This window comes from Streptomyces sp. NPDC096040 (assembly GCF_040303265.1).
In the GTDB taxonomy this organism is placed as follows: domain Bacteria; phylum Actinomycetota; class Actinomycetes; order Streptomycetales; family Streptomycetaceae; genus Streptomyces.
The window spans coordinates 148,775-169,790 of the sequence record NZ_JBEOTA010000014.1; the positions used below are offsets into that span (position 1 = coordinate 148,775).

The following is a 21,016-nucleotide window of genomic DNA, read 5'->3' on the forward strand; positions in this document are numbered from 1 at the left end:
CCGGACCTTGTTCATGCTCCGTGGACCTGCCCGTTCGTCTCCTGGGGCGTCCGTGACTGTCCATAGGAGTCTCGGCGAGGTTGCTGCGTTTGGCCCCCTGTTTGGCCCCCCCAGCTACCTGCCCACGAAGCTGTGTCCCCAGCCCCTCAGCGCTGGTCCGCGGGAGGCCGCAGTGTTGTTGGAGCGGAGTTCCCGTGTGCTGACATGGGTACAACCTGGTAGAAGCTGTCTGCTCGGTATGAGTTCCGGCCCGGGTGGCTGACAGTGCGGCTTGCCCCATACCCGTTGTCCGAGCGGCATGCAAGGATGTGAGGCATGGGAGATAACGACACTGCCAAGGCTGTCACGGTCCCACTCCTGTGGGTGGGACTTGATGACCTGCCTTTGCTCAGCACCAACCAGGTGCTCACACAGTTCGACAGTGATCACGTCTACCTTGCCTTCGGCAGCGCAACGCCCCCCGTGCTGATGGGGCAGAACGAGGAGGCGGTGCGTGATCAGGCGAAGCGGCTAAGTTATGTCCCGGTCCGCGGTGTTACGCGACTTGCCGTCTCGCGGAGGCACCTAGGGGAGCTGATTGAAGTTCTCCAACGAACGGCGGACACGTTTGACGCGCAAGGGGGGGAATGATGAGTTCAACGTACGCAGTGCGCTTTGACTCCAGGGTCAGCACTAACAGGGATTCCGTGCAGGTGACGGGATCGGGCAACGCCATCAATCCGCGGGCACATCTGATCGCGATCATCCCTGAAATCGTAGAGGTTGACTACTCGGCTGGCGTGGAGATTCTGGACCGCGCTGCACGACGTAAGCTCGGAATTTCCGGGGAAGATTTCATTGCGCGATGGGATGCGGGGGAATATGACGGGTCAGAAGAACACGTGAAGGCTGAGGAAGTTGCTATGCTGCTTCCCTTCGCGCGTCCAGAAGAGGGAAATGCCCGGTAGAAATCCACACGGAGCTATCGAGGCATTTCTCGAACCTTTGCGGGCTTCTGCCGCATGCCTTACTAAGTCTCAGTGGGTGTGCAGTCCGATCAAGGGACAGCCCGTTGGGGAAGTGCACACGGTCGCCCTCAACCGAGGTGAGCCTGTATCTCTGCGCGGTACAGACATAAGACTTCAGTTCGAGGCTTCAATGAAGTTCACCGTGGTCAAGCAGGAAGAGGACAAGTTTGGGCAGCCTGTAGGGTCTAGCGACCGCTATAAGGTCTCAACGCGCGGCTACATGTACACCGTCATGACCCATGACGGGAATGAGCTAATCGCTTACCACTGGCACCCCGGTGGTAAGAGTGATGCAATATTCCCTCATGAACACATTGGTACCGCTGCGCTTAATCCGAGTGTCCCGCTGAAGAGGAAAGACCATCTCCGGACAGGTAGAATCTCGTTTGAGAGTGTGGCTTTCAACCTATTTCAAATAGGGATTACTCCACTGAATATGAACTATCCGGAAATCTTGGAGATCAACCAAACGGCATTCGATAAATGGAAGACGTGGGGATAAGGGGCCGTAACGTCGGCCCCTGTCCCCGTGATCACTGAGGGAGAAAGCCGGGCTTCTCCCGGCCGAGCGTTTGAAGCCGTGCAAGGTAAGCCCGTGCCGCCGGCTCTGAGCCGTACCGCCGCTTCATCTCGGCAGCAAGTTCGCGGCTGGTCATGATCAGGGATGGCACCGACTGACGGTCCCCTTCCAAAGCCCGCTCTCCCATGATGAGTGCCTGTTCCAAGTCGCCCTCTCGCGCTGCCGTGACTCCGAGCGTGACCCGCGCTTCTGCGTTCCGCATCGGTGAGCGCTCGGTGCCGTCGAAGTCCGTTCCGGTCCGCAGCACCTCATCGGCGAGCGTGCGGGCAAGCTTGTCTTCGCCGACGAGGCGATAGCAGTCCATCGCGTAGAAGTCGAACTTCGCCGGGTCCACCACGAAGTGGTTATCCAGGTTCTCGGGGTACGGCATCCCTTCGAGCAACCGCCGCCCCTTGTCCAAGGCCACCTCGACTTGTCGCCGGTCACCGATCCGTGCCCACGCCTTGGCCTCCTGCGCTGCGAGCTGGACTGCCACACCATGGTGCTTCGCTACCTCGGCTCCAGCCTGCGATGCAGCGATAACGCCGCGGTAGTCGCCGGTAGTGAGGGCAAACCACGCCCGCATCTCGTGTGCCCAGCCGGCGACCTCCGCATGGTCCGCCTCGGTTGCGAGCGAAAGCGCGGCCTGCCGCGTCGACTCGGCCGCGTGGCGGTCGCCCGTGTCGTACTCGACACAGCCGACCAGTAGCGCGAGCCAACCAGACAGGGCGAGTACCTCGCGGTGCTGGGCGAGCGTGAGGCTCTTCGTGTGGAGTTCGACCACGCGGCGAAGCCACTGGCGGCCCTCGATGAGCAGCTGCTCGCTCGGCATGTACGGGTACTCCGAGGCGAGCCGGTCTGTCGTGATCCGCAGGGCATCGAGCGTGGCGTTGTCGACGTCGGACCGGTTAAGGCGGCTCACAATCTCCAGCGTCTCCATGCCGGACGCTGCCAGGATCTCCCTGTCTCCATCCCTCCGAGCCGGCGCGGGGAACAGCGCGCGCGTCACCGTGCCGAAGAGGGCCGCGATGATCGGCTGGTAGAAGTCGTTCGGCATCTGGCCTGACTCCCAGCGCTTCCACTGCCGGATCATGCTCTCTTCCGCCGGCAGCTCCGTGGGAGCGTGCGCTCGCAGAGCCCTGACTGCGTCTCGCTGCGACCAGTCGCGCGCCATCCGCTCAGCCGCGATGCGCCGCGCCCATGCGGGCCTGTCGTCGGTCATGCGCCCTCCTCCGAGTGCTTACTCCGAGTCTCGCGCGTGAGCCGGGGGGACAGGGAAGGTGACAGGCGGGTGTCACCGGACATGTCCCCAGCTCCGTTCCGCCGTCCCCTGGCTGTCACTTACCTCTCAACTCCCGTTCCCAGCATGCTGGTTGCAGATCAGGCACCACCCGGCACGGAGCGGCCTTCGAGCGCTTCGAGCCTGCCGCGCAGTTCCGAGACCTGGGAGGTGAGATGTTCGAGTTGGCGGAGGACTTCGGGGAGATCGACGACCCCTTCGGCCCCGATGGAGTCCGTGGCTTGCTGCGGATCGCGGGCATAGCTGCCACGCGACGTGGTCATGATGAGCCCATCCTCGCGCAGGATGGCAAGGGCTCGCTGCACCGTCATTCCGGAGATCTTGAAGCGCGTAGCCAGATCTCGCACGGAGCCCACGTGGGCGCCGGCCTTGATGTCGCCGCGCAGGATCTCTTGCCGCAGGATGTCGGCCGCCTGCTCGGACTCCGGTCTCGGGTCGTCTTTCGAGATTTCAGCGCTCATCACGCCATCGAGCGTACCCACCCCTAGTACGACCTAGCACGAATCTCTGCGGACCTCTTGCGCAGTGGTACGTGCTAGTACATGCTGTTACGCGTCACCACGTCAGGCCCGACAGAGCTTCGCCGGCTGTGTCTGCAAGTGCCTGACCTGCAAGACCGCACGACCAGGAGCCCCGCAGCGGACGGGGGGAGGCGACCCGGCGCCTTGGCATTCACCGGAGGGCTCAGACCGAAAGGTCACGTCTCCATACGCCTACTTCGTGGCCGGACGGCTCTACCTCACACGGGAGCGCGGTCGCGATGAAGGAGACATGCACTGCCGCCCCGATGGTCGTAGACCGGGTTCGACTCCCGGTCGGGGTGTTCTTCCCTGCCGCTCTGCGGTTCGGGTTCTCCGGAGCAGCCGCCGTCTCACCAACACGCCTGCGGCTCTCCGGCTTCGTGTCCCTCCCACTTCAGGAGCTGTCATGCGTACGTTCATCGGCCGCCAACAGGCCGTATCTCGCGCGGACTTTGCAGAGCTGGCGCTCGGCACCCCGGTTGAGCTTTGGCTCGGGGTCGAGGGCGAGACGGACGAAGAGCGCGCGGCCCGCCTCGACGCGGCGCGCGACATCCTCGCGGACTTCCCCAACCTTCCCGACGACCTGATCCGCGTCGCCGCGCAGGTCATCGAGGACAACCCGGACGTGTTCGACGTCGTCCCGCTGGCGCGCCCCAGCCGGCGCCGCCGTACCGCACGCAAGGGGGCCGCGGCATGAGCGCCACGGACGGGCGGAGCCTCACGGCCGCGCATGCCGAGGTGAAGGCAGAGATCGCGCGGACCGACAACAAGACCGCGCTGCTGCTGGCGTTCGTCGGCGCCGTCTTGGCTGGTGCCTGGACGGTCGGCAACTCCCTCCCGCTCAACGCCCCTGCCGTCGTGGTTGGGGTGCTCGGGATGGCGCTGTTAGTCGCCGCGGCCAGCGTGCTGCTCACGGCAGTGCGCCCCAACTTGAAGGGCCGTCACGGCTTCACGCTGTGGGCGACTCTCACCCCGGCGGAGATCACGGAGAGCATGCCGAAGGATCTCGCCGCCGACATCGCCGGACTGTCCCGCCTCGCGGTCGCCAAGTTCACCTGCCTGCGCCGCGCCGTCGACCTCACCCGCGCGGGCGGCGCCCTGCTGGTGCTCGCCGTTCTGCTCGCCATCGGGGGTGCGGCATGACCACTGAGCAGGCCATCGAGCGTCCGAAGGTGCCACCGCTGACGCGCCCGGAAATGGGGCTCGCCGGCCTCGGAGCGCTCGCCGCCGCTGCGGTCGGTGCTCTGGGGCTGTACTCCTCCTTCGACGCGGTGTCCCTTGCGGCGGCGCGGTGGGGCTTCAGTAACCCGCACACCCTCCCCATCGCCATCGACGTTGCAATCCCGGTGTTCACGCTGGCCAACCTCATGTTGATCCGGCTGGACATGGCGTTGGCGTGGGTCCGGTTCGTGCCCTGGGTGCTCACCCTGGTCACGTGCTGGCTGAACGTCGCGGCCGGGAGCTCCCTCTCCGCGAAGGTGGCACACGGCACGATGCCGTTGCTGTGGGTGGTGTTCTCCGAGATCGGCGCTCATGTCTACGCCGTGCGCATCGGCGCGGTCACCGGCCGGCGCATGGAGAAGATCCGGTTCTCGCGGTGGTTGCTCTCCCCGGTGTCGACCTTCGCCCTTTGGCGCCGTATGTCGCTGTGGGAGGTCACCTCCTACAGCGACGCGCTCGTGCTGGAGCGGGAACGCCTCCTGGTCCGCGCGGACCTGCGCGAGCGGTACGGCCGTAACTGGCGCTCCAAGACTCCGCGGCGCGAGCGCGTGATGCTGCGTATGGGCGAACTGGCTCCGGCGACCGAGCAGCAGGCGCCCACCCCGCCGCCGTCGGAGCCTCCGGCCGAACCGAAGCCCCGCCCACGTCGACAGGCCAACGCCAAGGCCAAGAGCAAGCCTCAGCGCACGTTCGAGGAACTCCTCACTGAGGCACGCACGGCCACCGCGCAGTGGACAGATGCGGAACTGACTGCCGACCGGATCCGCACTCTTGTGCGCGTCTCGCAGGCCAACGCCCGCAAGCTTCGCGACGAGCTGAAGGCTGAGCGGGCCGACGGTCGCTCCCTGCACTCCGTGAACGACTCGGAGAGCAACGGCGCGACCGCTGAGGCTGCCTGATGTTCGCCAAGTGCTTCGACCCGAACGGCGCGAGGCACGGCTTACCCACCTACCCGTGGCGCTGCGCACCCGACGGACTGGCCACCAAACGGCAGTTGAGGGCGCGTGGCCTACGGCCAGGTGGTCAGTCGGTAGCCGCGCAGATCCTGCGTCCGCGCTACCGGCGCGCCCCGTTGGTCGCCTACCTCTACCGCGTCGACCACGCCAAGCCCGTGCGGCCCATGACGCCGGGCAAGTGGTCCGCGCTCGCCAAGGCGAACCGTGCTCGCCGTACCTGCCCGGTCTGCCGACAGGACGCCGGATACGTCATCCCGACTTCGCTCGGCATGTGCGTGCCCTGCGCCTACCCCGAGGAACAGTGCGCTGCCTGACTTCCCACGATCCGGCGGGGCCCGTCCGCACACCTCCTACAGCGACGGTCGGACCCCGCCCTTCCTCCCATTGGAAGGACCCTCAGTGAAGCACCCCGACGACGAGAACGAACTCTTCAACCGACTCGAAGCAGAGATGAACGCCGACTCCGGGGGAGAGGTAGTCGACCTCGACAAGGCACGGTCGGCCCGCGTCGGGTCGGCCGACCCGACCACCCGACCCGACACCGACCCGTCGGCCGACTCGGAGACCGGTCGGTCGGGTACCGAGTCGGCCGACCCGACCGAGCGCGTGATGGTCGACCTTCCGACGGTCAAGGCGCCCGTTCCCGGCTACCTGGGTCGGCTGCTCGCCGCGCAGCGTCGGCCGGTCGTTCCGCTGTGGCTCAAGTCCGTGGCCGAACTGAAGACCGCTACGGCGTGGGTGACCCGCCACTACGCCCACTCGGTCGGCTATCACGCCCTTCGGTCCCCGGTCTACGCCGCGCGGCTCGCGCTCCGGGCTCCGTCCGGCGCCGCGAAGTTCGTGGGCGGCACCATGCGCTGGATGGTCGACCGGGAGGGTGAGCCGGTCCGACTTGCCGCGGTCCGCCGTGAGGACGCTGCCGAGTACCTCAAGCTGTCGCGGCAGCGCGACGGACGCGTCCGACTGCGCACCCTCGTGGCCGTGCTCGGGATGTTCATCGGTCTCGGTTCCGCGCTCGCCATCTACGTGCTCGCCCCCGACTGGCTTCAGGCTCTGTCGGTCGGTGCGGTCGTGCTGGCGCTCGGGGCCGCCGGCCGTAAGGCGGATGACCCGGTCATCCACCGCGCGGTGGAACTGCCCAAGGCGGTCAAGCTCACCTCGGACATCGTGCTCCGCGCGCTCGGCTCGCTCGGTATCCCCGCCATCAACCAGGCGCAGGGCAAGGGGCAGGACGGGTTCGAGTTCACCGCTCCGATCACGCGCGACGGTCCGGGCTGGCGAGCCGAGGGCAACCTCCCGTACGGCGTGACGGTGACGGACATCATCGAGCGGCGCGAGCGGCTCGCGTCCGGCCTGCGTCGCCCGCTCGGGTGTGTGTGGCCGGAGGCGGTGCCCGACCAGCACACCGGCCACCTGGTGTTGTGGGTGGGCGACCAGGACATGTCCAAGGCCAAGAAGCCCGCGTGGCCACTGCTGAAGTCCGGCAGCACGGACCTGTTCAAGCCGGTCGCGTTCGGCACCGACCAGCGCGGACGCTGGGTCGAGATCACGCTCATGTACATCGCGGCCGTCATCGGCGCGATCCCGCGTATGGGCAAGACCTTCCTGCTCCGTCTGCTTCTGCTCATCGCGGCGTTGGACCCGCGGGCCGAACTGCACACCTACGACCTCAAGGGCACCGGCGACTTGGACCCGGTGGGCGAGCGAGTCGCCCACCGTCACCGCGCCGGCGACGAAGAGGCCGACATCGAGTACGCGGTGCGCGACCTGCGAGCGCTGCGCGAGGAACTCCGGCGCCGGGCGAAGATGATCCGCTCTCTGCCGCGGGACATCTGCCCCGAGTCCAAGGTGACGTCCGAGCTGGCCAACAAGAAGTCGCTGGGACTGCACCCGATCGTGATTGGGGTGGATGAGTGCCAGGTCTGGTTCGAGCACGACAAGTACGGCAAGGAGCTCGAAGAGATCTGCACCGACCTGGTGAAGCGTGGTCCTGCGACCGGGATCGTGCTGCTCCTCGCCACGCAGCGTCCGGACGCGAAGGCACTGCCCACGGGCATCTCCGCGAACGCGTCGGCTCGCTTCTGCCTGAAGGTCATGGGGCAGTTGGAGAACGACATGGTGCTGGGCACGTCCGCGTACAAGCGGGGCGTGCGCGCCACGATGTTCTCCTGGGGCGACAAGGGCATCCACTACTTCGTGGGTGAAGGGGCGGATGCCCGGATCGTGTCATCGGTGTACGTCGACGCGCCCAAGGCGGAGAGCATCGCGGCTCGCGCCCGCAAGTTGCGCGAGACGGCCGGCACCCTGTCCGGGCACGCGCTCGGGGAAGAGCCGGAGGTCGATGTGACCACCGCGTACGACCTGCTCGCCGACATCCTCGCGGTCGTCCCGGCCGACGAGCCCAAGGTGTGGTCCGAGACCGTCGTTGCCCGGCTCGCCGAACTCCGGCCGGAGGTCTACGACGGTTGGGACCCCGAGGGGCTCGCCGCAGCCCTCAAGCCGCATGGCATCAGCACGGTTCAGGTGGGCCGCCGGATCGAAGGCAAGTTCACCAACAAGCGGGGTATCGACCGCTCCCACATCACGACCGCGATTGCGGAGCGTGACGGGAAGCGGGACGCGGGCTGACTGTCCGGAGCCGCTATCGATAGCACCACACCCCGCTATCGATAGCGGCTCCGCTAGCACCCCATATGCGCTCTGATCAGGCCGCTAGCGGATAGCAGTCCACCTGCGGAAACCCCATGAACCCGCCTGGAAGGGCCCGTCATGCCCCCTGTCCTGCTCGCTATCGCTCTCATACTCTGCGTGACACTCTGTTACGCCGCTGTCTGCGCGGTCTCGCCGTTCGGCAACTGCCGGAAGTGCTCCGGCTGGGGCTTCGCGATGAAGACCGACCGCAAGGGGCGGCTGAAGCGCGGTAAGGACTGCCGCCGCTGCCAGGCGACCGGCAAGCGCATTCGTGTCGGCCGCTGGCTCTACAACCGGTGGGCGCGCATCTACCGCGCCGGCGCCTCTTGAGCGCAAGACGGACGACCGTCCGCCATGAGACGTACCCCGCTCCTAGCTGCAGCTAGGCAGGCACGGTCGCCGGTCACTGCCCCGAGCTTGCCAGCACCCTGGGCGCCCGGAGCCTCCCCCGTCCCTCCCGCCCGAAAGCGAGTTCCGTCATGCCCTTGACCATCTCCGCGGTCCTGCTGTTCGGCGCCGCGTCCGCCTTCGCCGTCAAGACCAAGTCGGCCGGGGGCTTCGCCGCGGTCGTGCTGTTCCTGTTCGGGTTCTTCGCCGCCGGGACCGGCGCGTACGAGCCCATCCACAACCTCGTGCAGGCGGCGGCCGACGCTGCCGCCCAGATCGGCAACTGAGAGGAGACCGGCCCCATGAAGGAGCACCTCCCGGCCCGCTGGCCGGACACCGCGCTCGCTCCGGCTTACGACCCGGCCACCCTCGACTTACAGGCGCCTGCCCCGGCGGCCATCGAGCTGACCGCTGAGCGCGGGCCGGTGGTCTGGATCCCCGACGCGTACGGGCGCATGGTCCCGATGCCGAAGCACCTCGTGCCGCCGCCCATGCCCATGCCGGAGCCGCGCGACTTGACCCCGTTGCCTCTCCTGGACCCGATCGCTCAGCGCTTCCTTGCGGCGGGCCTCGGGGGCGGCGCTCTCGCGGCCGGGACCGGCTACGGCATCGGTGAGGTCCTCAACGCCGCCGCCGGGTTCGGCTCCGGCGCCGCGATGTGGATCGCGCTCGCCGTGCTCGCGTGGCGCGCCCCTGCCCGCGCTCTGACCGACGGTCGGCGCGGCAGCACGGTCAACATCCGCAAGGCCGTCATCAAGCGCAGCACCTTCAACGGCTGAACAGGAGACCCAGATGACCCAACCCATTTCCCTTCGGCGAGAATTACCGCCGGTTTCATCCGCTCCCGCGCCGGGAGCTCCGGGCGCGATGCGGTTCTACCTGACCACCCACAAACGGCACTGGGTGAAGCTCACCGACAAGCCGCTGTTCTTGAAGTCGGAGCACTTCGTGGCGGCCGCCAAGCTCTACCCCGCCCTCGGGCCGTACGCCGTCGACTCCGGTGGTTTCTCGGAGCTGAAGGACAAGGGCACGTGGACCCGTTCGCCCCGGCAGTACGTCGGTGACCTGCGCCGTATCTGGGAATGTGTCGGCCCCTACGACTGGGCGGCCCCTCAGGACTGGATGTGCGAGGAAGCCATCATCCAGGGCGGTTGGTTCGGCGGGCTGTACTTCGTCGGCACCCGTCTCAGCGTGGAAGAACACCAGCGCCGGACCGTGGCCAACTTCCTGGAACTGCGCTCGCTCGCCCCCGACCTGCGCATCGCCCCCGTCATCCAGGGCGACAGCGTGCCGGCCTATGAGCGGTGCGTGGAACTGTACGAGCGGGCCGGTGTCGACCTCCGGGCCGAACCCGTCGTTGGACTGGGGTCGGTGTGCCGGTTGCAGTCCACCCGGCAGGGCGCCGCGATCGTCACCGCCATGGCCGCGCACGGCTTCAAGCTGCACGGCTTCGGCTTCAAAACCCTGGGACTGGAGAAGGTGGGGCACCTGCTCGCGTCCGCCGACTCTGCGGCCTGGAGCTACCACGCTCGGAAGCGGCCCCCTCTGCCCGGTCACACGCACAAGAACTGTGCGAACTGCATTGACTACGCCCTGTGCTGGCGTGAGCGCGTCCTCGGCAGCCTGCCTCCTTGGCGACAGCCCTTCTTGGACGCGGCCTAGCTACGCCCGGGGCGGGCGCCGTCTCACCACAAGCCTGCGCCCGCCCCGGTTCTCCAGTCCCTCCATAGAGAACAGGAGACCTCCAGCATGACCCAACGTCGTGCTTCCTGCGAGGGCCGTCCGGCCCAAGCCATCCGTTCGAGGACCCCGGGGGCGGCGGCATGAACCGTCACCTCCTGCATGCCGCCCTCGACGCGGCCGATCGAGGATGGGCCGTTCTCCCGCTCCGTCCCACTGACAAGCGTCCGGCCCTACATGGTGAGGACGTCTGCCCCGGCATCGGTGACTGCGCGGGCGGTCACCGCAAGTGGGAAGAGCGCGCCACCATGGACCCGGACCGTATCCGCCGGGCGTGGGGCGACCTGCCGTTCAACGTCGGGATTGCGACCGGCCCGTCTCGGCTGGTCGTGGTCGACCTCGACATGCCCAAGCGCAAGTGCAGTACGGACACGCCTAACGGCGTGACGACCTTCACGGCGCTCTGCGAGCGCGCCGGGCACGCCGTCCCCAGCACCCGCATGGTGCGGACTGCGAGCGGCGGGTACCACCTGTACTTCGTGGCCCCGCCGGGCGTGCGGCTCGGCAACACGGCCGGACGGCTCGGCAAGCGCATCGACACCCGTGCGTGGGGTGGCTACGTTGTGGCGCCCGGCAGCATCACCAGCGCGGGCGCGTACATGGTCGTCAACGACGTGCCGCCTGTGCCTCTGCCGGATTGGCTGCGCGCCTGCCTGACGGCACGTCAGTCATCGCGGGCACTAACGGCTGCACCGTCGGCCGTTCGAGCGTCTCGCTACGCCGTATCGGGCTTGAACGCGGAAACCGCGTCCGTGCGGCAGGCTCCGGAGGGCGAGCGCAACGCCACGTTGCTCCGGGCGGCGCGCGCCTTGGGGCGGTTCATCGCGTGGGGCGACCTCACCAGGGAGCAGGTTGAGGAGGCTCTTCAGTGGGCGGGGGAGCAGGCCGGTCTGTCGCCGCGGTCGTGCGAGGCGACCATTCGCAGCGGTCTCAACTGGTCGATTGCTCGCAACGATCAGCGGAGGGCGGCATGAGCACCCGGCCCCGCCCCTCCCTGAAGAGCCTCCCTGCCGCCGTGACCGGTCCGCGTGCCGCCGCACAAGCCGCGCTCGGTCCGGCTGTGGGCGAGCCGAAAAGCGCCGCCCGAAAGGGCGTCCCTTCTGCTCTTCGTTCCGACGCGCACCGGAGCGACGGCCGTTACCCGATCGCGTGGCTGTGCATCTCCGCACCCTACGGCGCCGTGCCCACCGCCACCTCGAAGTGCCTGTGCGGCAGGGACCGCAGCGCCGTCGGCCGGCCGAAGGTGCTGGCCCTGATCAACAACCACACCGCCCACCGCGACGAATGCCCGCTCCGCATCAACCAGGAAGGGAGGCAGGCGGCATGATCGCCAATCCGCCGGCACCCGTCACGGACGGCTCCGCACTGCTCGATGAAGTGGAAGCCTTCCACCGCCGCTTCAACATCTTCCCGCTCGATGCGGCCTACGTCGCCGTCGCTCTGTGGGACGCGCACGCGCACCTGCTCGACTGCTTCGACTCCACACCGCGGCTCGCGTTCCTGTCGCCGGAGCCGGGGTCGGGCAAGTCCCGCGCGTTGGAGATCGTGGAAACGCTCGTGCCGCAACCGATGGTGGCGGTCAACGCGTCCGCTTCGGCGCTCTTCCGGGCGGTGTCCGGGATGGAGGGTCGGCCCACGATCCTGTTTGACGAGATCGATACCGTCTTTGGCCCCAAGGCCGGAGAGAACGAACAGCTCCGAGGCTTCCTGAATGCCGGACACCGCCGCTCCGGCGTCATGTGGCGTTGTGTGGGCGACGGCTCCAACCAGCAGGTACAGGAGTTCCCGTCGTTCTGCGGGGTCGCGGTCGCCGGTCTTGGCTCGCTGCCAGACACGATCCTCACGCGCTCGGTCATTGTCCGGATGCGTCGGCGTGCGCCGAATGAGCGAGTGGAGCCCTTCCGGCAGCGCATTCACGAGAAGGAAGGTCACGCCCTCCGCGACCGGCTCGCTACGTGGGCACAGTCCATCCGGCACCTGGTCGACGGAGTGTTCCCGGAGCTCCCGGAGGGCATCAGCGACCGGCCGGCGGACGTGTGGGAGCCCCTGCTTGCCGTGGCCGACGCAGCGGGCGGCACGTGGCCGGAGCGGGCTCGTGCCGCGTGCATCGAGTTGGTCGACGCGGCCAAGACCAGCGACAAGGGCAGTGTCGGTATCCGTCTGCTGACAGACCTGCGCGATTACGTGTTCAACGGAATCGACCGTCTGCCCACCGTCGCCATCCTCGACAGGCTCCACAGCCTCGAAGAGGCTCCGTGGGCGGACATGAGCGGCAAGCCCCTGGACGCCCGCGGGCTTTCGCGGATGCTTCGGGAGTACATGACCGCGGACAACTCCCCGATCGCGGCCCGCAACATCAAGGCCGGCGGCAGCGTCATGAAGGGCTACTACGCGACCGATCTTCACGACGCGTGGCAGCGCTATTGCCCACCCCCTGCGGAAAGCGCGCTACTTCCGCTACCTCCGCTACCGGGCAGGTCAGAAGCCTGAAATCGGTAGCGGATGTGCCTTCCGCATCCGCTACCGAGCCGCCCCATCCGCTACCCGTCCCGCGGTCACGATCCCGGGGCCGGTAGCGGCTTCATCCGCTACCCGCGTCCCTATCCGCTACATCGATCATGCCCTTGACCAGGGCGGTAGCGGAGGTAGCGGAAGTAGCGGACCTGACAGGAAGAGGAGTCATGAACGCGGGTGAGAGCAACCCCGACCTCCCCAAGTCCTACTCGGCCGCTGAGGTGGCCAAGGCGCTCGACTGTTCCGAATGGTGGGTTAAAGAGCAGGCGCGGCGACGCCGTATTCCCTTCCTCCGGAGTGGCAGCGGCTACCGGTTCACCCGGAGCCATGTCGAAGAGATCTTCCACCTCTTGGAGGAACGCCCCGATCCGGTGAACGCACCGTTGGTGAGGACCACTTCGACGCGCCCACGCACGTTCGTCCCCTTCGAAGCACCTGCGGTGCCGCTGCGGGCACGACGCCCGCGACGCGCACGGAACGCTGTCTGACAGACAACGAAATCTCGATGGGCGGGAGCCGTGATACGGCTCCCGCCCATCACTTGTGATGAGAGGACGAATGGGGTTCGTAGAGAACCGCGGCACGTATTGGCGTGGCCGCTACAAGATCTCGACTGGCAAGTACGGCACCGTGTCCGACGAGCAGGGCAATGCCATCCGGTTCCGCACGAAGCGCGAAGCCAAGCAAGCTGCCGATGCCGAAGAAGCGAAGGTACGAACCGGCACGTGGAAGGACCCTGCGGTCGGACAGACCACCTTCGGTGAATACGCCTCGCGCTGGTACGCGGCACAAGACCTTGCCGCGTCCACAATGCAGAACTACCGGCGCCACCTGGAAGAGCACCTACTCCCGGAGTTCGAGGACCGGCCGCTCGCGTCGATTCAGCGCGTGGACGTCGATACCTGGGAGAAGAAGGAGAAGGCGCTCTACGCCGTATCGAGTGTGAAGACGTGGCGCGGCACGCTGCACCTGGTCCTCGAAGACGCGGTCGATGACGAACTCATCAGCGCCAACCCTGCCACCAAACGGCGAGGCAGGGGAAAGCGCGCCGGCCGTTCGCGCGACCGCGGGCCCGAGAAGGTCGTCACGGATCCGCTCGGCATCCTGCTGTCTGCTGAGCGCGCCTCGCTGCTCTCTGGGCGCGATGACGAGTTCGTCGCCATTGTCACTAAGGGCTATACGGGCATGCGGTGGGGCGAAATCGTCGGTCTGGAGACAGAGTTCATCCGCAGTGCGGCTGTACGAGTGGAATGGCAGCTCTACGAACTCGACTCGGGTGAGTTCGAGCGCTGCCCTCCCAAGGACGACAGCTACCGCACCATCGACGCGCCGAGATGGCTCACTCGCCTGTGGGCTGGCCACATCGCACGCACGCAGCCGAAGCCTTGCTCCTGCCACGGCAACACCTACGTGTTCCGCGGACAGGGCGTGTCCCGCACGGGTGAGACCGGTGCCAAGGTGGTCGATGTTGCGAGGCGTGCCGGCGTCTCCACTGGCACGGTGTCCAATGTCCTCAACCGACCGGACGCCGTCGCCGAAGCCACCAGGGCGTGCGTACGAGAGGCCATTGGCGCTCTCGGGTTCACCCGTGGCGGGGGCGCAGTCGACCAGGTCGACCACTGGCGGCGGAACGGCTTCGCCACATGGCTTTTCACGCCGGCGGTCTCCGGCTGGTACCCGAAGAAGGCCCCACAGGAAGCGCGGCCCGTGCCAGTGCTCGCCGATCCTTGGCCCGGTGTGCCGGCTCGGGGGAGAGGCGCGCAGGCGCGAGCGGATACGTGCTGGGTGCCGATCGCCAAGGGGCTCACTCCCCATGGACTGCGGCACACGCACAAGACGCGCATGGAAGGGTTCCGCACCCCGCCGAAGCTCATGGATGAGCGGATGGGGCACATCGACGGATCCGTGCAGGCGCGGTACTCGCACATCACCCGAGAGATGCGGCAGGACCTGTTGGCGAACCTCACCGCGGAGTGGGAGGCATCCCTCGACGCCCGGCTCACGATGTGCCCTACGTCGCCGGTCGCCGTCCTCAACGACCTCTTGCGGGAGCGTCGCGTCGCGCGTCGGTAGGTGGCGCCTGGGAGACGAAAATCCAAGATCTTCTCCCAGATTTCTCCCAACAGGCCCCGGAAACCACTCAGAGCCTGGTGGGTAAATTTACCCACCAGGCTCTGACCTGGTATTTCAGCGTCGGGGTGGCGGGATTTGAACCCACGACCTCTTCGTCCCGAACGAAGCGCGCTGCCAAGCTGCGCTACACCCCGGTGTCGCTGCTGTCCTGCTTGTCGCGGCGACGTCGTTTACTTTAGCCCACTGGTGGCTGGAGACGAAATCCGGTTTATGGGCGGCGGCCGACCGGGTTCGGGCGGGTGTGGTCCAGGGCTACCAGGAGGACCGCCAGGGTGTAGAAGGCGAGGCCCAGGAGGAGGGCGTTGGCGAGGGTGCCGCGGTAGCCGTGCTGCTCGGCGTCCAGGAAGGGGTAGAGGTAGCGGGCCGGTGTGCCGGGGAGGAGCAGCTCCGCTCGGGTCAGGGAGAACACCAGGTAGGCCAGGGGGTAGAGCATCCAGCCCGCTGTCTGGCGGAGGTGGAGGCGGCCGGGGGGTGTGAGGATGAGCCAGTCCACGAGGGCGGCCCCGGGTGCCGCCGTATAGAGGAGCTGCAGGGCCAGCCACTGGGGGTGCCAGGCCACCGGCGGGTGTGTCGCCCCCGTCATGGAGAAGGGGGGATCGGTGTGGCCCAGCAGCAGGTGGTAGACCAAGGCCGAGATCACGATGTAAAGAAGCGCCGCGCCTGTCAGGGACGAGGACAGCGGGCGGGACGCCTGCCAGGCGCGGCGGGCCGAGGCCAGGCTGACCAGGGTCAGGAGTATGGCCGCCTGTATGCCGAAGTAGCTCAGGATCTGGCCCGGGCTGCCCAGCAGCAGTTCCAGGGCCACGCCCGCCGACGCCAGTGCGGCCGTCGCCAGGCGGAACACCGCGGTCAGGGGGCGGCGGGCGGGGGCCACCACCGCCGTCGCCGGAACGTGTCCGGGCAGCAGTACGGGCGTGCCCGGGACCGCGGGGAGGTCCGGGATCTCCCGGGGTATCGGAGCCGTCATGCCCTCAACATAGGAAGAAAGGGGCATAACCGGCACGTTGTCCTACGCCGGGTGGGTTACTCCCGGCCTACCAACGTCAGCAGCGTCGCCTCCGGCGGGCATGCGAAGCGGACCGGGGTGTAGCGGTTCGTGCCGCAGCCCGCCGAGACGTGGAGGTACGACGTACGGCCCTCCGCCGTGTGCCGCGAGAGGCCCTTCACGCGGTCCGTGTCCAGGTCGCAGTTGGTGACCAGGGCGCCGTAGAAGGGGATGCAGAGCTGGCCGCCGTGGGTGTGGCCGGCCAGGACCAGGGGGTAGCCGTCGGCCGTGAAGGCGTCCAGGACGCGCAGATACGGGGCGTGGACCACGCCCATCGAGAAGTCCGCCGTACTGGACGGGCCGCCCGCCACCTGCACATAGCGGTCCCGCTTGATGTGCGGGTCGTCCAGTCCCGTCAGCTCCACCGAGATGCCCTCGACCTTCAGGACACCCCGCGTGTTCGTCAGGTTCAGCCAGCCCGCTCCGTCGAAGGCGTCCCGCAGGTCCTCCCACGGGTTGTGGATCGCGCCGACCGCCGGCGCGTTGCCGTTCAGGCCGTGCTTGCCGCTCGTCTTCTCCAGCAAGTAGCGGGCGGGGTTGCGGAGCTTGGGGCCGTAGTAGTCGTTGGAGCCGAAGACGTACGCGCCGGGGAAGTCCAGCAGGGGGCCGAGTGCGTCCAGAACCTCCGGGACGCCCTCCGGGTCGGACAGGTTGTCGCCCGTGTTGATCACGAAGTCGGGGCGCAGGCCCGCCAGCGACTGCAGCCAGCGCTGCTTCTTGCGCTGGCCGCCCACCATGTGGATGTCGGAGACCTGGAGCACGCGCAGCGGGCGCATCCCCGGCGGGAGGACCGGGACCGTCACCCGGCGCAGGCGGAACGAACGGACCTCGAAGCCGGCCGCGTACAACACACCGGCGGCGCCGAACGCCGCGATTCCCAGGGGTACTCCGTATCGAGCGCGCATACGACCATCGTGTCAGACGCGCGGCGGGACCAATGACCGGCCGCCGACAACAGGGGCGGGTAAAACGGCGGGCGGCCCGCAGGTGGCACCTGCGACAATCGGAACCATGACCACCACGCTCAAGTCGAAACTGCACGACGACCTCAACTCCGCGATCAAGGCGCGTGACGAGCTCCGCTCCTCGACGCTCCGGCTGACGCTCGCCGCGATCACCAAGGAGGAGGTCGCGGGCAAGGAGAAGCGCGAGCTCTCCGACGACGAGGTGCTCAAGGTGATCGCCAAGGAGGCGAAGAAGCGCCGGGAGGCGGCCGAGGCCTTCGCGCAGGGCGGTCGCACCGAGAGCGCCGAGCGGGAGAAGGCGGAGGGCGAGCTCCTCGACGAGTACCTGCCCAGGCAGCTCGGCGACGAGGAGCTCGACGGGATCGTCGCCGCGGCCGTCGAGGAGGCGAAGGCGGCGGGCGCCGAGGGGCCGCGGGCCATGGGCGCCGTGATGAAGATCGTGAACCCGAAGGTGGCCGGACTGGCCGAGGGCGGCCGCGTCGCCGCCGCGGTGAAGAAGCGGCTCCAGGGCTGACACCCGAAGCACCCGAAGCACCCGAAGCACCGGAAGCGCCGGAAGCGCCGGAGGCTTCGGGCGGTACGACGGCGGGGCCGCACCTCTCTCACCGAGGTGCGGCCCCGCCGTCGTACCGGTAGGAAACAGGAGGGAGGTCAGCCCCTGCCTCCTCCGTTCCCGTTGTTGCCGCCGTTCCCGTTGCCCTGGATGAAGCCGTCGGGGAAGGAGAACGTCGGGGTCGGGGTGGTGGTGCCGGCGGTCGCGCCGTTCGTCGTGCCGCCGTTGCTCGTGCCGCCGTCGGTCGTCAGGCCGCCGACGAGACCGCCGATCAGGCCGCCCGTGTTGTCCCCACCGCCATGGCCGTTCCCGTTCCCGTTTCCATTGCCGTTCCCGTTGCCCTTGTCCTTGTTGTCCTCGTCCGGGATGTCGACGAGGTTGAAGGACTCGGCCTGCTTGCCCTCAAGAGCGCCGGTCATGGCGTCCTTCCAGATGGGGCCGGGCGTGTCGGCGCCGAAGACCTCGCTGTGGTAGACGCCGCCGATGGTGATGTTGGTCATCTCGATGTTCTGCTTGGCGCTGCCGACCCAGACCGCGCCCGCGAGGTTGGGCGTGTAGCCGACGAACCAGGCGTTCTTGCGCGCGTCCGTCGTACCCGTTTTGCCGGCGCTCTCCCGGTCGTCCAGGCCGGCCTCCTGGCCGGTACCGGAGTCGACCACACCGCGCAGCAGGGTGTTGATGGTGTCGGCGGTCTTCTCGCTCATCGCTCGCGAGCAGGTCGACTTGGGCACGGCCAGGGACTTCTGCTCGTTGCCGACCTTCTGGGTGATCGACGCGATGGCGACCGGCGTGCAGTACATGCCGCGGTCGGCGAAGGTGGCGTACGCGCTCGCCATGGTCAGCGGGGAGAGACCGATCGCGCCGAGGGCGATGGCCGGGGTCTGCGGGAGCTTCGAGCCGTCGCCCTGGTGGACGTGCAACGCGTCGGTCATCTTGACCACCGGGCACAGACCGATGTCGGAGATCAGCTGGACGAAGTAGGTGTTGATGGACTTCGCCATCGCCTTCTTCATCTGGTACGGCCCGACCTCGGACTCGTTCTCGTTCTCGACCTGCTCGTTGTCCGTGTTGACCCACTGCTTGCCGTCGCACTGCTGCACGGGGCTCGGGTAGTTCATCTTGTACGGCGCCGAGTACTCCTGCGTCGCGGACTTGCCGCCCTCGATGGCGGCCGCGGCCACGAACGGCTTGAACGTCGAACCCGTCGGGAAGCCGTAGTTGGAGCCGCCGTAGTCCTTGTCGACCGAGAAGTTGTACTCGGTCTCGTTCTTGTTGTAGCCGTACGGCTTCGACTGGCCCATCGCCAGGATCTTGCCGGTCCCGGGTTCCACGAGGGTGGCGGCCGCGGCGACCGAGTCGGCCTTGTAGACGTGGTCCTTGATCGACGTCTGCACCGAGTCCTGGGCCTGCGGGTCCAGGGTGGTACGGATGGTCAGGCCGCCCTGGTTCCAGAGCTTGGCGCGCGCCTCGCGGGTCTTGCCGAAGGTCGGGTCGGTAAGGAAGACGTTCTCGACGTACTTGCAGAAGAACCCGGCGCCCTTGCCGGCGGTGATGCAGCCGTTCTTGGGCTGGGTGACGTGCAGGCCGAGCGGTGCTTCCTTGGCCTTGTCGGCCTCCGCCTGGGAGATGTCGCCGAGTTGGGCCATGCGCTCAAGGACGACGTTGCGCCGCTTGGTGGCCTCGGCCTCGTCGTTGACCGGGTCGTAGCGGCTGGGCGACTGCACGATGCCGGCCAGGAGGGCCGACTGCTGGAGGTTGAGGTCCTTGGCGTGCTGGGAGAAGTAGCGCTGGGAGGCGGCCTCGATGCCGTAGGCCTGCTCGCCGAAGAAGGTGATGTTCAGGTAGTTCTCGAGGATCTTCTTCTTGCCGAGCTTCTCCTCCAGCTGGATCGCGAACTTCAGCTCCTTGATCTTGCGGCCGAGGGTCTGCTGGGTGGCCTGGGCGACCTTGGTCGGGTCGTCGCCGGCCTCCTCGATGAAGTAGTTCTTCACCAGCTGCTGGGTGAGCGTGGAGGCGCCCTGGGAGACCCCGCCGCTCTGCGCGTTCTTGTTCAGCGCGCGCAGGATGCCCTTCAGGTCCACGGCGCCGTGCTGGTAGTAGCGCGAGTCCTCGATCGCGACGATCGCCTTCTGCATGTACGGCGAGATGTCCTTGAGGTCCACCACCGTGCGGTCGCGGGAGTAGACCTGGGCGATCTGGTTGCCCTGGCTGTCGAGGATCGTGGTCCGCTGGCTGAGCTGCGGGCTCTTCAGGTTGGCCGGGATCTCGTCGAAGCCCTGGACCGAACCCTTGGCCGCGAGGCCCAGGGCGCCGGCCGCGGGCAGCGCGATGCCCGCCATCACGGCTCCCGCGAGCACACTGACACCGAGGAACTTGGCGGCCTGCTGCGTGGCCGACAGACCACCGCCCGAGCGCTTCTTTGGCATGGGGGCAGCCTAATCCGTAGGGATGAGCATTCCGGGTGAGCGGGGGGCTCTCGGGATGTTCGAGTGCCGGATCGTGACATAGAGGGCGGCGCGGCCAGAACACGGGGGCACTGCGGCCCGATCGGCACAGGGGCACTGCGGCCCGGTCCACCTGACGGCATGGCAGCGCCTCGCCGGCGGCACGACGACATGAACGGTCTACCTTGCCATTCGCCGGACACACGCGCAGGCCTTGGCCTAAGCTGCTCTCAACTGTCACAGCAGCGCGGCCACGTATCAATACGTCCGGCGACCCCGAATCGTTCCGGAACCTGCCCATTTTTTTCGGGTGATGTGTTGATGGCGTGTCCGAATCCGCCTCATGCGTCATCCGGCGTCCGTTGTGACGCGCCATGGCTGTCCCGGTTTGCCGGGATGATCACGCATGTCGCCAGCTCACTCCCGCGGGTGATCTGCCGCTTACCCATAGTCCGTTCGGGCCATTCAAGATTGGGCCCGAAGGGGGTGTTGCGCTGTGCCCACCTTCCGTAACGTCCTCAACTGGCGGCGGTGAATATGCCGCTGCCGCCGTGGGGGAGCCTCGATTCGGGAGAGGACGGCGCCGGTATGGGCTGGGTAACCGACTGGAGTGCGCAGGCTGCCTGCCGCACTACCGATCCGGATGAACTGTTCGTTCAGGGAGCAGCGCAGAACAGGGCCAAGGCGGTGTGCACCGGGTGTCCGGTACGCACGGAATGCCTGGCCGACGCGCTGGACAATCGCGTCGAGTTCGGCGTGTGGGGAGGAATGACCGAGCGGGAGCGCCGCGCACTGCTGCGCAGGCGGCCCACCGTGACCTCCTGGCGCAGGCTCCTGGAGACTGCGCGCTCGGAGTACGAGCGGGGGACCGGCATCGTCCCCCTCGACAGCGACGAGGTGTACGAGAACTACGCGGCGGTGAGCTGAATCACCCGCCGCTCCACTGACTGAACCGCCCGCCGAACCCGCCGAACCTGCCG

General features: G+C 67.6%; 23 protein-coding genes and 1 tRNA gene. 18 read left to right on the forward strand and 6 right to left on the reverse strand.

The window, feature by feature from the left end; translation table 11 throughout:
• The first annotated feature begins 315 nt into the window (after positions 1-315).
• Together ABTY98_RS20900 and ABTY98_RS20905 are read left to right on the forward strand one after the other, a co-directional pair.
• Complete coding sequence (locus ABTY98_RS20900) at positions 316-630, forward strand: hypothetical protein (protein ID WP_352222411.1); 315 nt, start codon at positions 316-318, stop codon at positions 628-630.
• 56 nt (positions 631-686) lie between these two features.
• Positions 687-947, forward strand: a complete 261-nt coding sequence (locus ABTY98_RS20905; protein ID WP_352222412.1) for a hypothetical protein — start codon at positions 687-689, stop codon at positions 945-947.
• Positions 948-1,540: 593 nt separating this feature from the next.
• Here the strand turns inward: ABTY98_RS20905 and ABTY98_RS20910 are convergent.
• Both ABTY98_RS20910 and ABTY98_RS20915 read right to left on the reverse strand, forming a co-directional pair.
• Entirely contained in the window at positions 1,541-2,788 is a 1,248-nt protein-coding gene (locus ABTY98_RS20910) for an NsdA family TPR-like regulatory protein (RefSeq protein ID WP_352222413.1), read from the reverse strand.
• 158 nt (positions 2,789-2,946) lie between these two features.
• Entirely contained in the window at positions 2,947-3,327 is a 381-nt protein-coding gene (locus tag ABTY98_RS20915; RefSeq protein ID WP_352222414.1) for a GntR family transcriptional regulator, read from the reverse strand.
• A gap of 466 nt (positions 3,328-3,793) precedes the next feature.
• Between ABTY98_RS20915 and ABTY98_RS20920 the strand changes: the two genes are divergently transcribed.
• The 14 genes from ABTY98_RS20920 (at position 3,794) to ABTY98_RS20985 (ending at position 14,969) form a co-directional block, all read left to right on the forward strand.
• Complete coding sequence (locus ABTY98_RS20920; protein WP_352222415.1) at positions 3,794-4,084, forward strand: hypothetical protein; 291 nt, start codon at positions 3,794-3,796, stop codon at positions 4,082-4,084.
• Positions 4,081-4,530: a Pycsar system effector family protein gene (locus ABTY98_RS20925; RefSeq protein WP_352222416.1), complete on the forward strand. Its 450-nt coding sequence runs from the start codon at positions 4,081-4,083 to the stop codon at positions 4,528-4,530. Before ABTY98_RS20920 ends, ABTY98_RS20925 begins: the two co-directional genes overlap by 4 nt.
• Complete coding sequence (locus ABTY98_RS20930) at positions 4,527-5,507, forward strand: DUF2637 domain-containing protein (protein ID WP_352222417.1); 981 nt, start codon at positions 4,527-4,529, stop codon at positions 5,505-5,507. The genes ABTY98_RS20925 and ABTY98_RS20930 overlap by 4 nt, the downstream gene beginning before the upstream one ends.
• Positions 5,507-5,878: an RRQRL motif-containing zinc-binding protein gene (locus tag ABTY98_RS20935; protein ID WP_352222418.1), complete on the forward strand. Its 372-nt coding sequence runs from the start codon at positions 5,507-5,509 to the stop codon at positions 5,876-5,878. Before ABTY98_RS20930 ends, ABTY98_RS20935 begins: the two co-directional genes overlap by 1 nt.
• 85 nt (positions 5,879-5,963) lie before the next feature.
• Positions 5,964-8,192, forward strand: coding sequence for a cell division protein FtsK (locus ABTY98_RS20940; protein WP_352222419.1), 2,229 nt, complete (start codon positions 5,964-5,966; stop codon positions 8,190-8,192).
• Between the two features lie 141 nt (positions 8,193-8,333).
• Positions 8,334-8,585: a hypothetical protein gene (locus ABTY98_RS20945; RefSeq protein WP_352222420.1), complete on the forward strand. Its 252-nt coding sequence runs from the start codon at positions 8,334-8,336 to the stop codon at positions 8,583-8,585.
• Between the two features lie 149 nt (positions 8,586-8,734).
• A complete protein-coding gene (locus tag ABTY98_RS20950; protein ID WP_352094073.1) occupies positions 8,735-8,929 on the forward strand; it encodes a hypothetical protein in 195 nt (64 codons plus the stop codon).
• A gap of 15 nt (positions 8,930-8,944) precedes the next feature.
• Positions 8,945-9,421 carry a hypothetical protein gene (locus ABTY98_RS20955; RefSeq protein ID WP_352222421.1) on the forward strand — a complete coding sequence of 159 codons (477 nt, stop codon included), beginning with the start codon at positions 8,945-8,947 and terminating at the stop codon, positions 9,419-9,421.
• An 88-nt stretch (positions 9,422-9,509) separates the two neighbouring features.
• Positions 9,510-10,304 (forward strand): deazapurine DNA modification protein DpdA family protein, encoded by a 795-nt coding sequence (locus ABTY98_RS20960; RefSeq protein WP_352222422.1) that lies wholly within the window; start codon positions 9,510-9,512, stop codon positions 10,302-10,304.
• Positions 10,305-10,465: 161 nt separating this feature from the next.
• Complete coding sequence (locus ABTY98_RS20965; protein WP_352222423.1) at positions 10,466-11,356, forward strand: bifunctional DNA primase/polymerase; 891 nt, start codon at positions 10,466-10,468, stop codon at positions 11,354-11,356.
• Entirely contained in the window at positions 11,353-11,709 is a 357-nt protein-coding gene (locus ABTY98_RS20970) for a hypothetical protein (RefSeq protein WP_352222424.1), read from the forward strand. The genes ABTY98_RS20965 and ABTY98_RS20970 overlap by 4 nt, the downstream gene beginning before the upstream one ends.
• On the forward strand, positions 11,706-12,872 hold the full coding sequence (locus tag ABTY98_RS20975; protein WP_352222425.1) for a DUF3631 domain-containing protein: 1,167 nt from the start codon (positions 11,706-11,708) through the stop codon (positions 12,870-12,872). Before ABTY98_RS20970 ends, ABTY98_RS20975 begins: the two co-directional genes overlap by 4 nt.
• 191 nt (positions 12,873-13,063) lie before the next feature.
• The gene (locus ABTY98_RS20980; RefSeq protein WP_352222426.1) at positions 13,064-13,384 is read left to right on the forward strand and encodes a helix-turn-helix domain-containing protein; all 321 of its coding nucleotides are present in this window, start codon (positions 13,064-13,066) and stop codon (positions 13,382-13,384) included.
• A 70-nt stretch (positions 13,385-13,454) separates the two neighbouring features.
• Positions 13,455-14,969: a LacI family DNA-binding transcriptional regulator gene (locus ABTY98_RS20985; protein WP_352222427.1), complete on the forward strand. Its 1,515-nt coding sequence runs from the start codon at positions 13,455-13,457 to the stop codon at positions 14,967-14,969.
• Between the two features lie 120 nt (positions 14,970-15,089).
• On the opposite strand, the gene ABTY98_RS20990 is transcribed toward ABTY98_RS20985, so the two are convergent.
• The 3 genes from ABTY98_RS20990 to ABTY98_RS21000 form a co-directional block, all read right to left on the reverse strand.
• Positions 15,090-15,163, reverse strand: a tRNA-Pro gene (locus ABTY98_RS20990).
• Between the two features lie 74 nt (positions 15,164-15,237).
• Positions 15,238-15,996: a Pr6Pr family membrane protein gene (locus ABTY98_RS20995; protein ID WP_352222428.1), complete on the reverse strand. Its 759-nt coding sequence runs from the start codon at positions 15,994-15,996 to the stop codon at positions 15,238-15,240.
• A 56-nt stretch (positions 15,997-16,052) separates the two neighbouring features.
• Positions 16,053-16,979: a metallophosphoesterase gene (locus ABTY98_RS21000; RefSeq protein WP_352222429.1), complete on the reverse strand. Its 927-nt coding sequence runs from the start codon at positions 16,977-16,979 to the stop codon at positions 16,053-16,055.
• Between the two features lie 106 nt (positions 16,980-17,085).
• On the opposite strand from ABTY98_RS21000, the gene ABTY98_RS21005 reads away from it, so the two are divergent.
• Positions 17,086-17,553: a GatB/YqeY domain-containing protein gene (locus ABTY98_RS21005; RefSeq protein ID WP_352222430.1), complete on the forward strand. Its 468-nt coding sequence runs from the start codon at positions 17,086-17,088 to the stop codon at positions 17,551-17,553.
• Positions 17,554-17,690: 137 nt separating this feature from the next.
• On the opposite strand, the gene ABTY98_RS21010 is transcribed toward ABTY98_RS21005, so the two are convergent.
• On the reverse strand, positions 17,691-20,018 hold the full coding sequence (locus ABTY98_RS21010) for a transglycosylase domain-containing protein (RefSeq protein ID WP_352222431.1): 2,328 nt from the start codon (positions 20,016-20,018) through the stop codon (positions 17,691-17,693).
• Positions 20,019-20,624: 606 nt separating this feature from the next.
• Between ABTY98_RS21010 and wblA the strand changes: the two genes are divergently transcribed.
• Positions 20,625-20,963: a transcriptional regulator WblA gene (gene wblA / locus ABTY98_RS21015; protein ID WP_132856581.1), complete on the forward strand. Its 339-nt coding sequence runs from the start codon at positions 20,625-20,627 to the stop codon at positions 20,961-20,963.
• Positions 20,964-21,016: the final 53 nt, after the last annotated feature.

Coding starts and splice junctions, on each gene's coding strand:
- ABTY98_RS20900 (WP_352222411.1), top strand. CDS start 316: ATGGGAGATAACGACACTGCCAAGGCTGTCACGGTCCCACTCCTGTGG.
- ABTY98_RS20910 (WP_352222413.1), bottom strand. CDS start 2,788: ATGACCGACGACAGGCCCGCATGGGCGCGGCGCATCGCGGCTGAGCGG.
- ABTY98_RS20915 (WP_352222414.1), bottom strand. CDS start 3,327: ATGAGCGCTGAAATCTCGAAAGACGACCCGAGACCGGAGTCCGAGCAG.
- ABTY98_RS20920 (WP_352222415.1), top strand. CDS start 3,794: ATGCGTACGTTCATCGGCCGCCAACAGGCCGTATCTCGCGCGGACTTT.
- ABTY98_RS20925 (WP_352222416.1), top strand. CDS start 4,081: ATGAGCGCCACGGACGGGCGGAGCCTCACGGCCGCGCATGCCGAGGTG.
- ABTY98_RS20930 (WP_352222417.1), top strand. CDS start 4,527: ATGACCACTGAGCAGGCCATCGAGCGTCCGAAGGTGCCACCGCTGACG.
- ABTY98_RS20935 (WP_352222418.1), top strand. CDS start 5,507: ATGTTCGCCAAGTGCTTCGACCCGAACGGCGCGAGGCACGGCTTACCC.
- ABTY98_RS20945 (WP_352222420.1), top strand. CDS start 8,334: ATGCCCCCTGTCCTGCTCGCTATCGCTCTCATACTCTGCGTGACACTC.
- ABTY98_RS20950 (WP_352094073.1), top strand. CDS start 8,735: ATGCCCTTGACCATCTCCGCGGTCCTGCTGTTCGGCGCCGCGTCCGCC.
- ABTY98_RS20955 (WP_352222421.1), top strand. CDS start 8,945: ATGAAGGAGCACCTCCCGGCCCGCTGGCCGGACACCGCGCTCGCTCCG.
- ABTY98_RS20960 (WP_352222422.1), top strand. CDS start 9,510: ATGCGGTTCTACCTGACCACCCACAAACGGCACTGGGTGAAGCTCACC.
- ABTY98_RS20965 (WP_352222423.1), top strand. CDS start 10,466: ATGAACCGTCACCTCCTGCATGCCGCCCTCGACGCGGCCGATCGAGGA.
- ABTY98_RS20970 (WP_352222424.1), top strand. CDS start 11,353: ATGAGCACCCGGCCCCGCCCCTCCCTGAAGAGCCTCCCTGCCGCCGTG.
- ABTY98_RS20975 (WP_352222425.1), top strand. CDS start 11,706: ATGATCGCCAATCCGCCGGCACCCGTCACGGACGGCTCCGCACTGCTC.
- ABTY98_RS20980 (WP_352222426.1), top strand. CDS start 13,064: ATGAACGCGGGTGAGAGCAACCCCGACCTCCCCAAGTCCTACTCGGCC.
- ABTY98_RS20985 (WP_352222427.1), top strand. CDS start 13,455: ATGGGGTTCGTAGAGAACCGCGGCACGTATTGGCGTGGCCGCTACAAG.
- ABTY98_RS20995 (WP_352222428.1), bottom strand. CDS start 15,996: ATGACGGCTCCGATACCCCGGGAGATCCCGGACCTCCCCGCGGTCCCG.
- ABTY98_RS21000 (WP_352222429.1), bottom strand. CDS start 16,979: ATGCGCGCTCGATACGGAGTACCCCTGGGAATCGCGGCGTTCGGCGCC.
- ABTY98_RS21005 (WP_352222430.1), top strand. CDS start 17,086: ATGACCACCACGCTCAAGTCGAAACTGCACGACGACCTCAACTCCGCG.
- ABTY98_RS21010 (WP_352222431.1), bottom strand. CDS start 20,018: ATGCCAAAGAAGCGCTCGGGCGGTGGTCTGTCGGCCACGCAGCAGGCC.
- wblA (WP_132856581.1), top strand. CDS start 20,625: ATGGGCTGGGTAACCGACTGGAGTGCGCAGGCTGCCTGCCGCACTACC.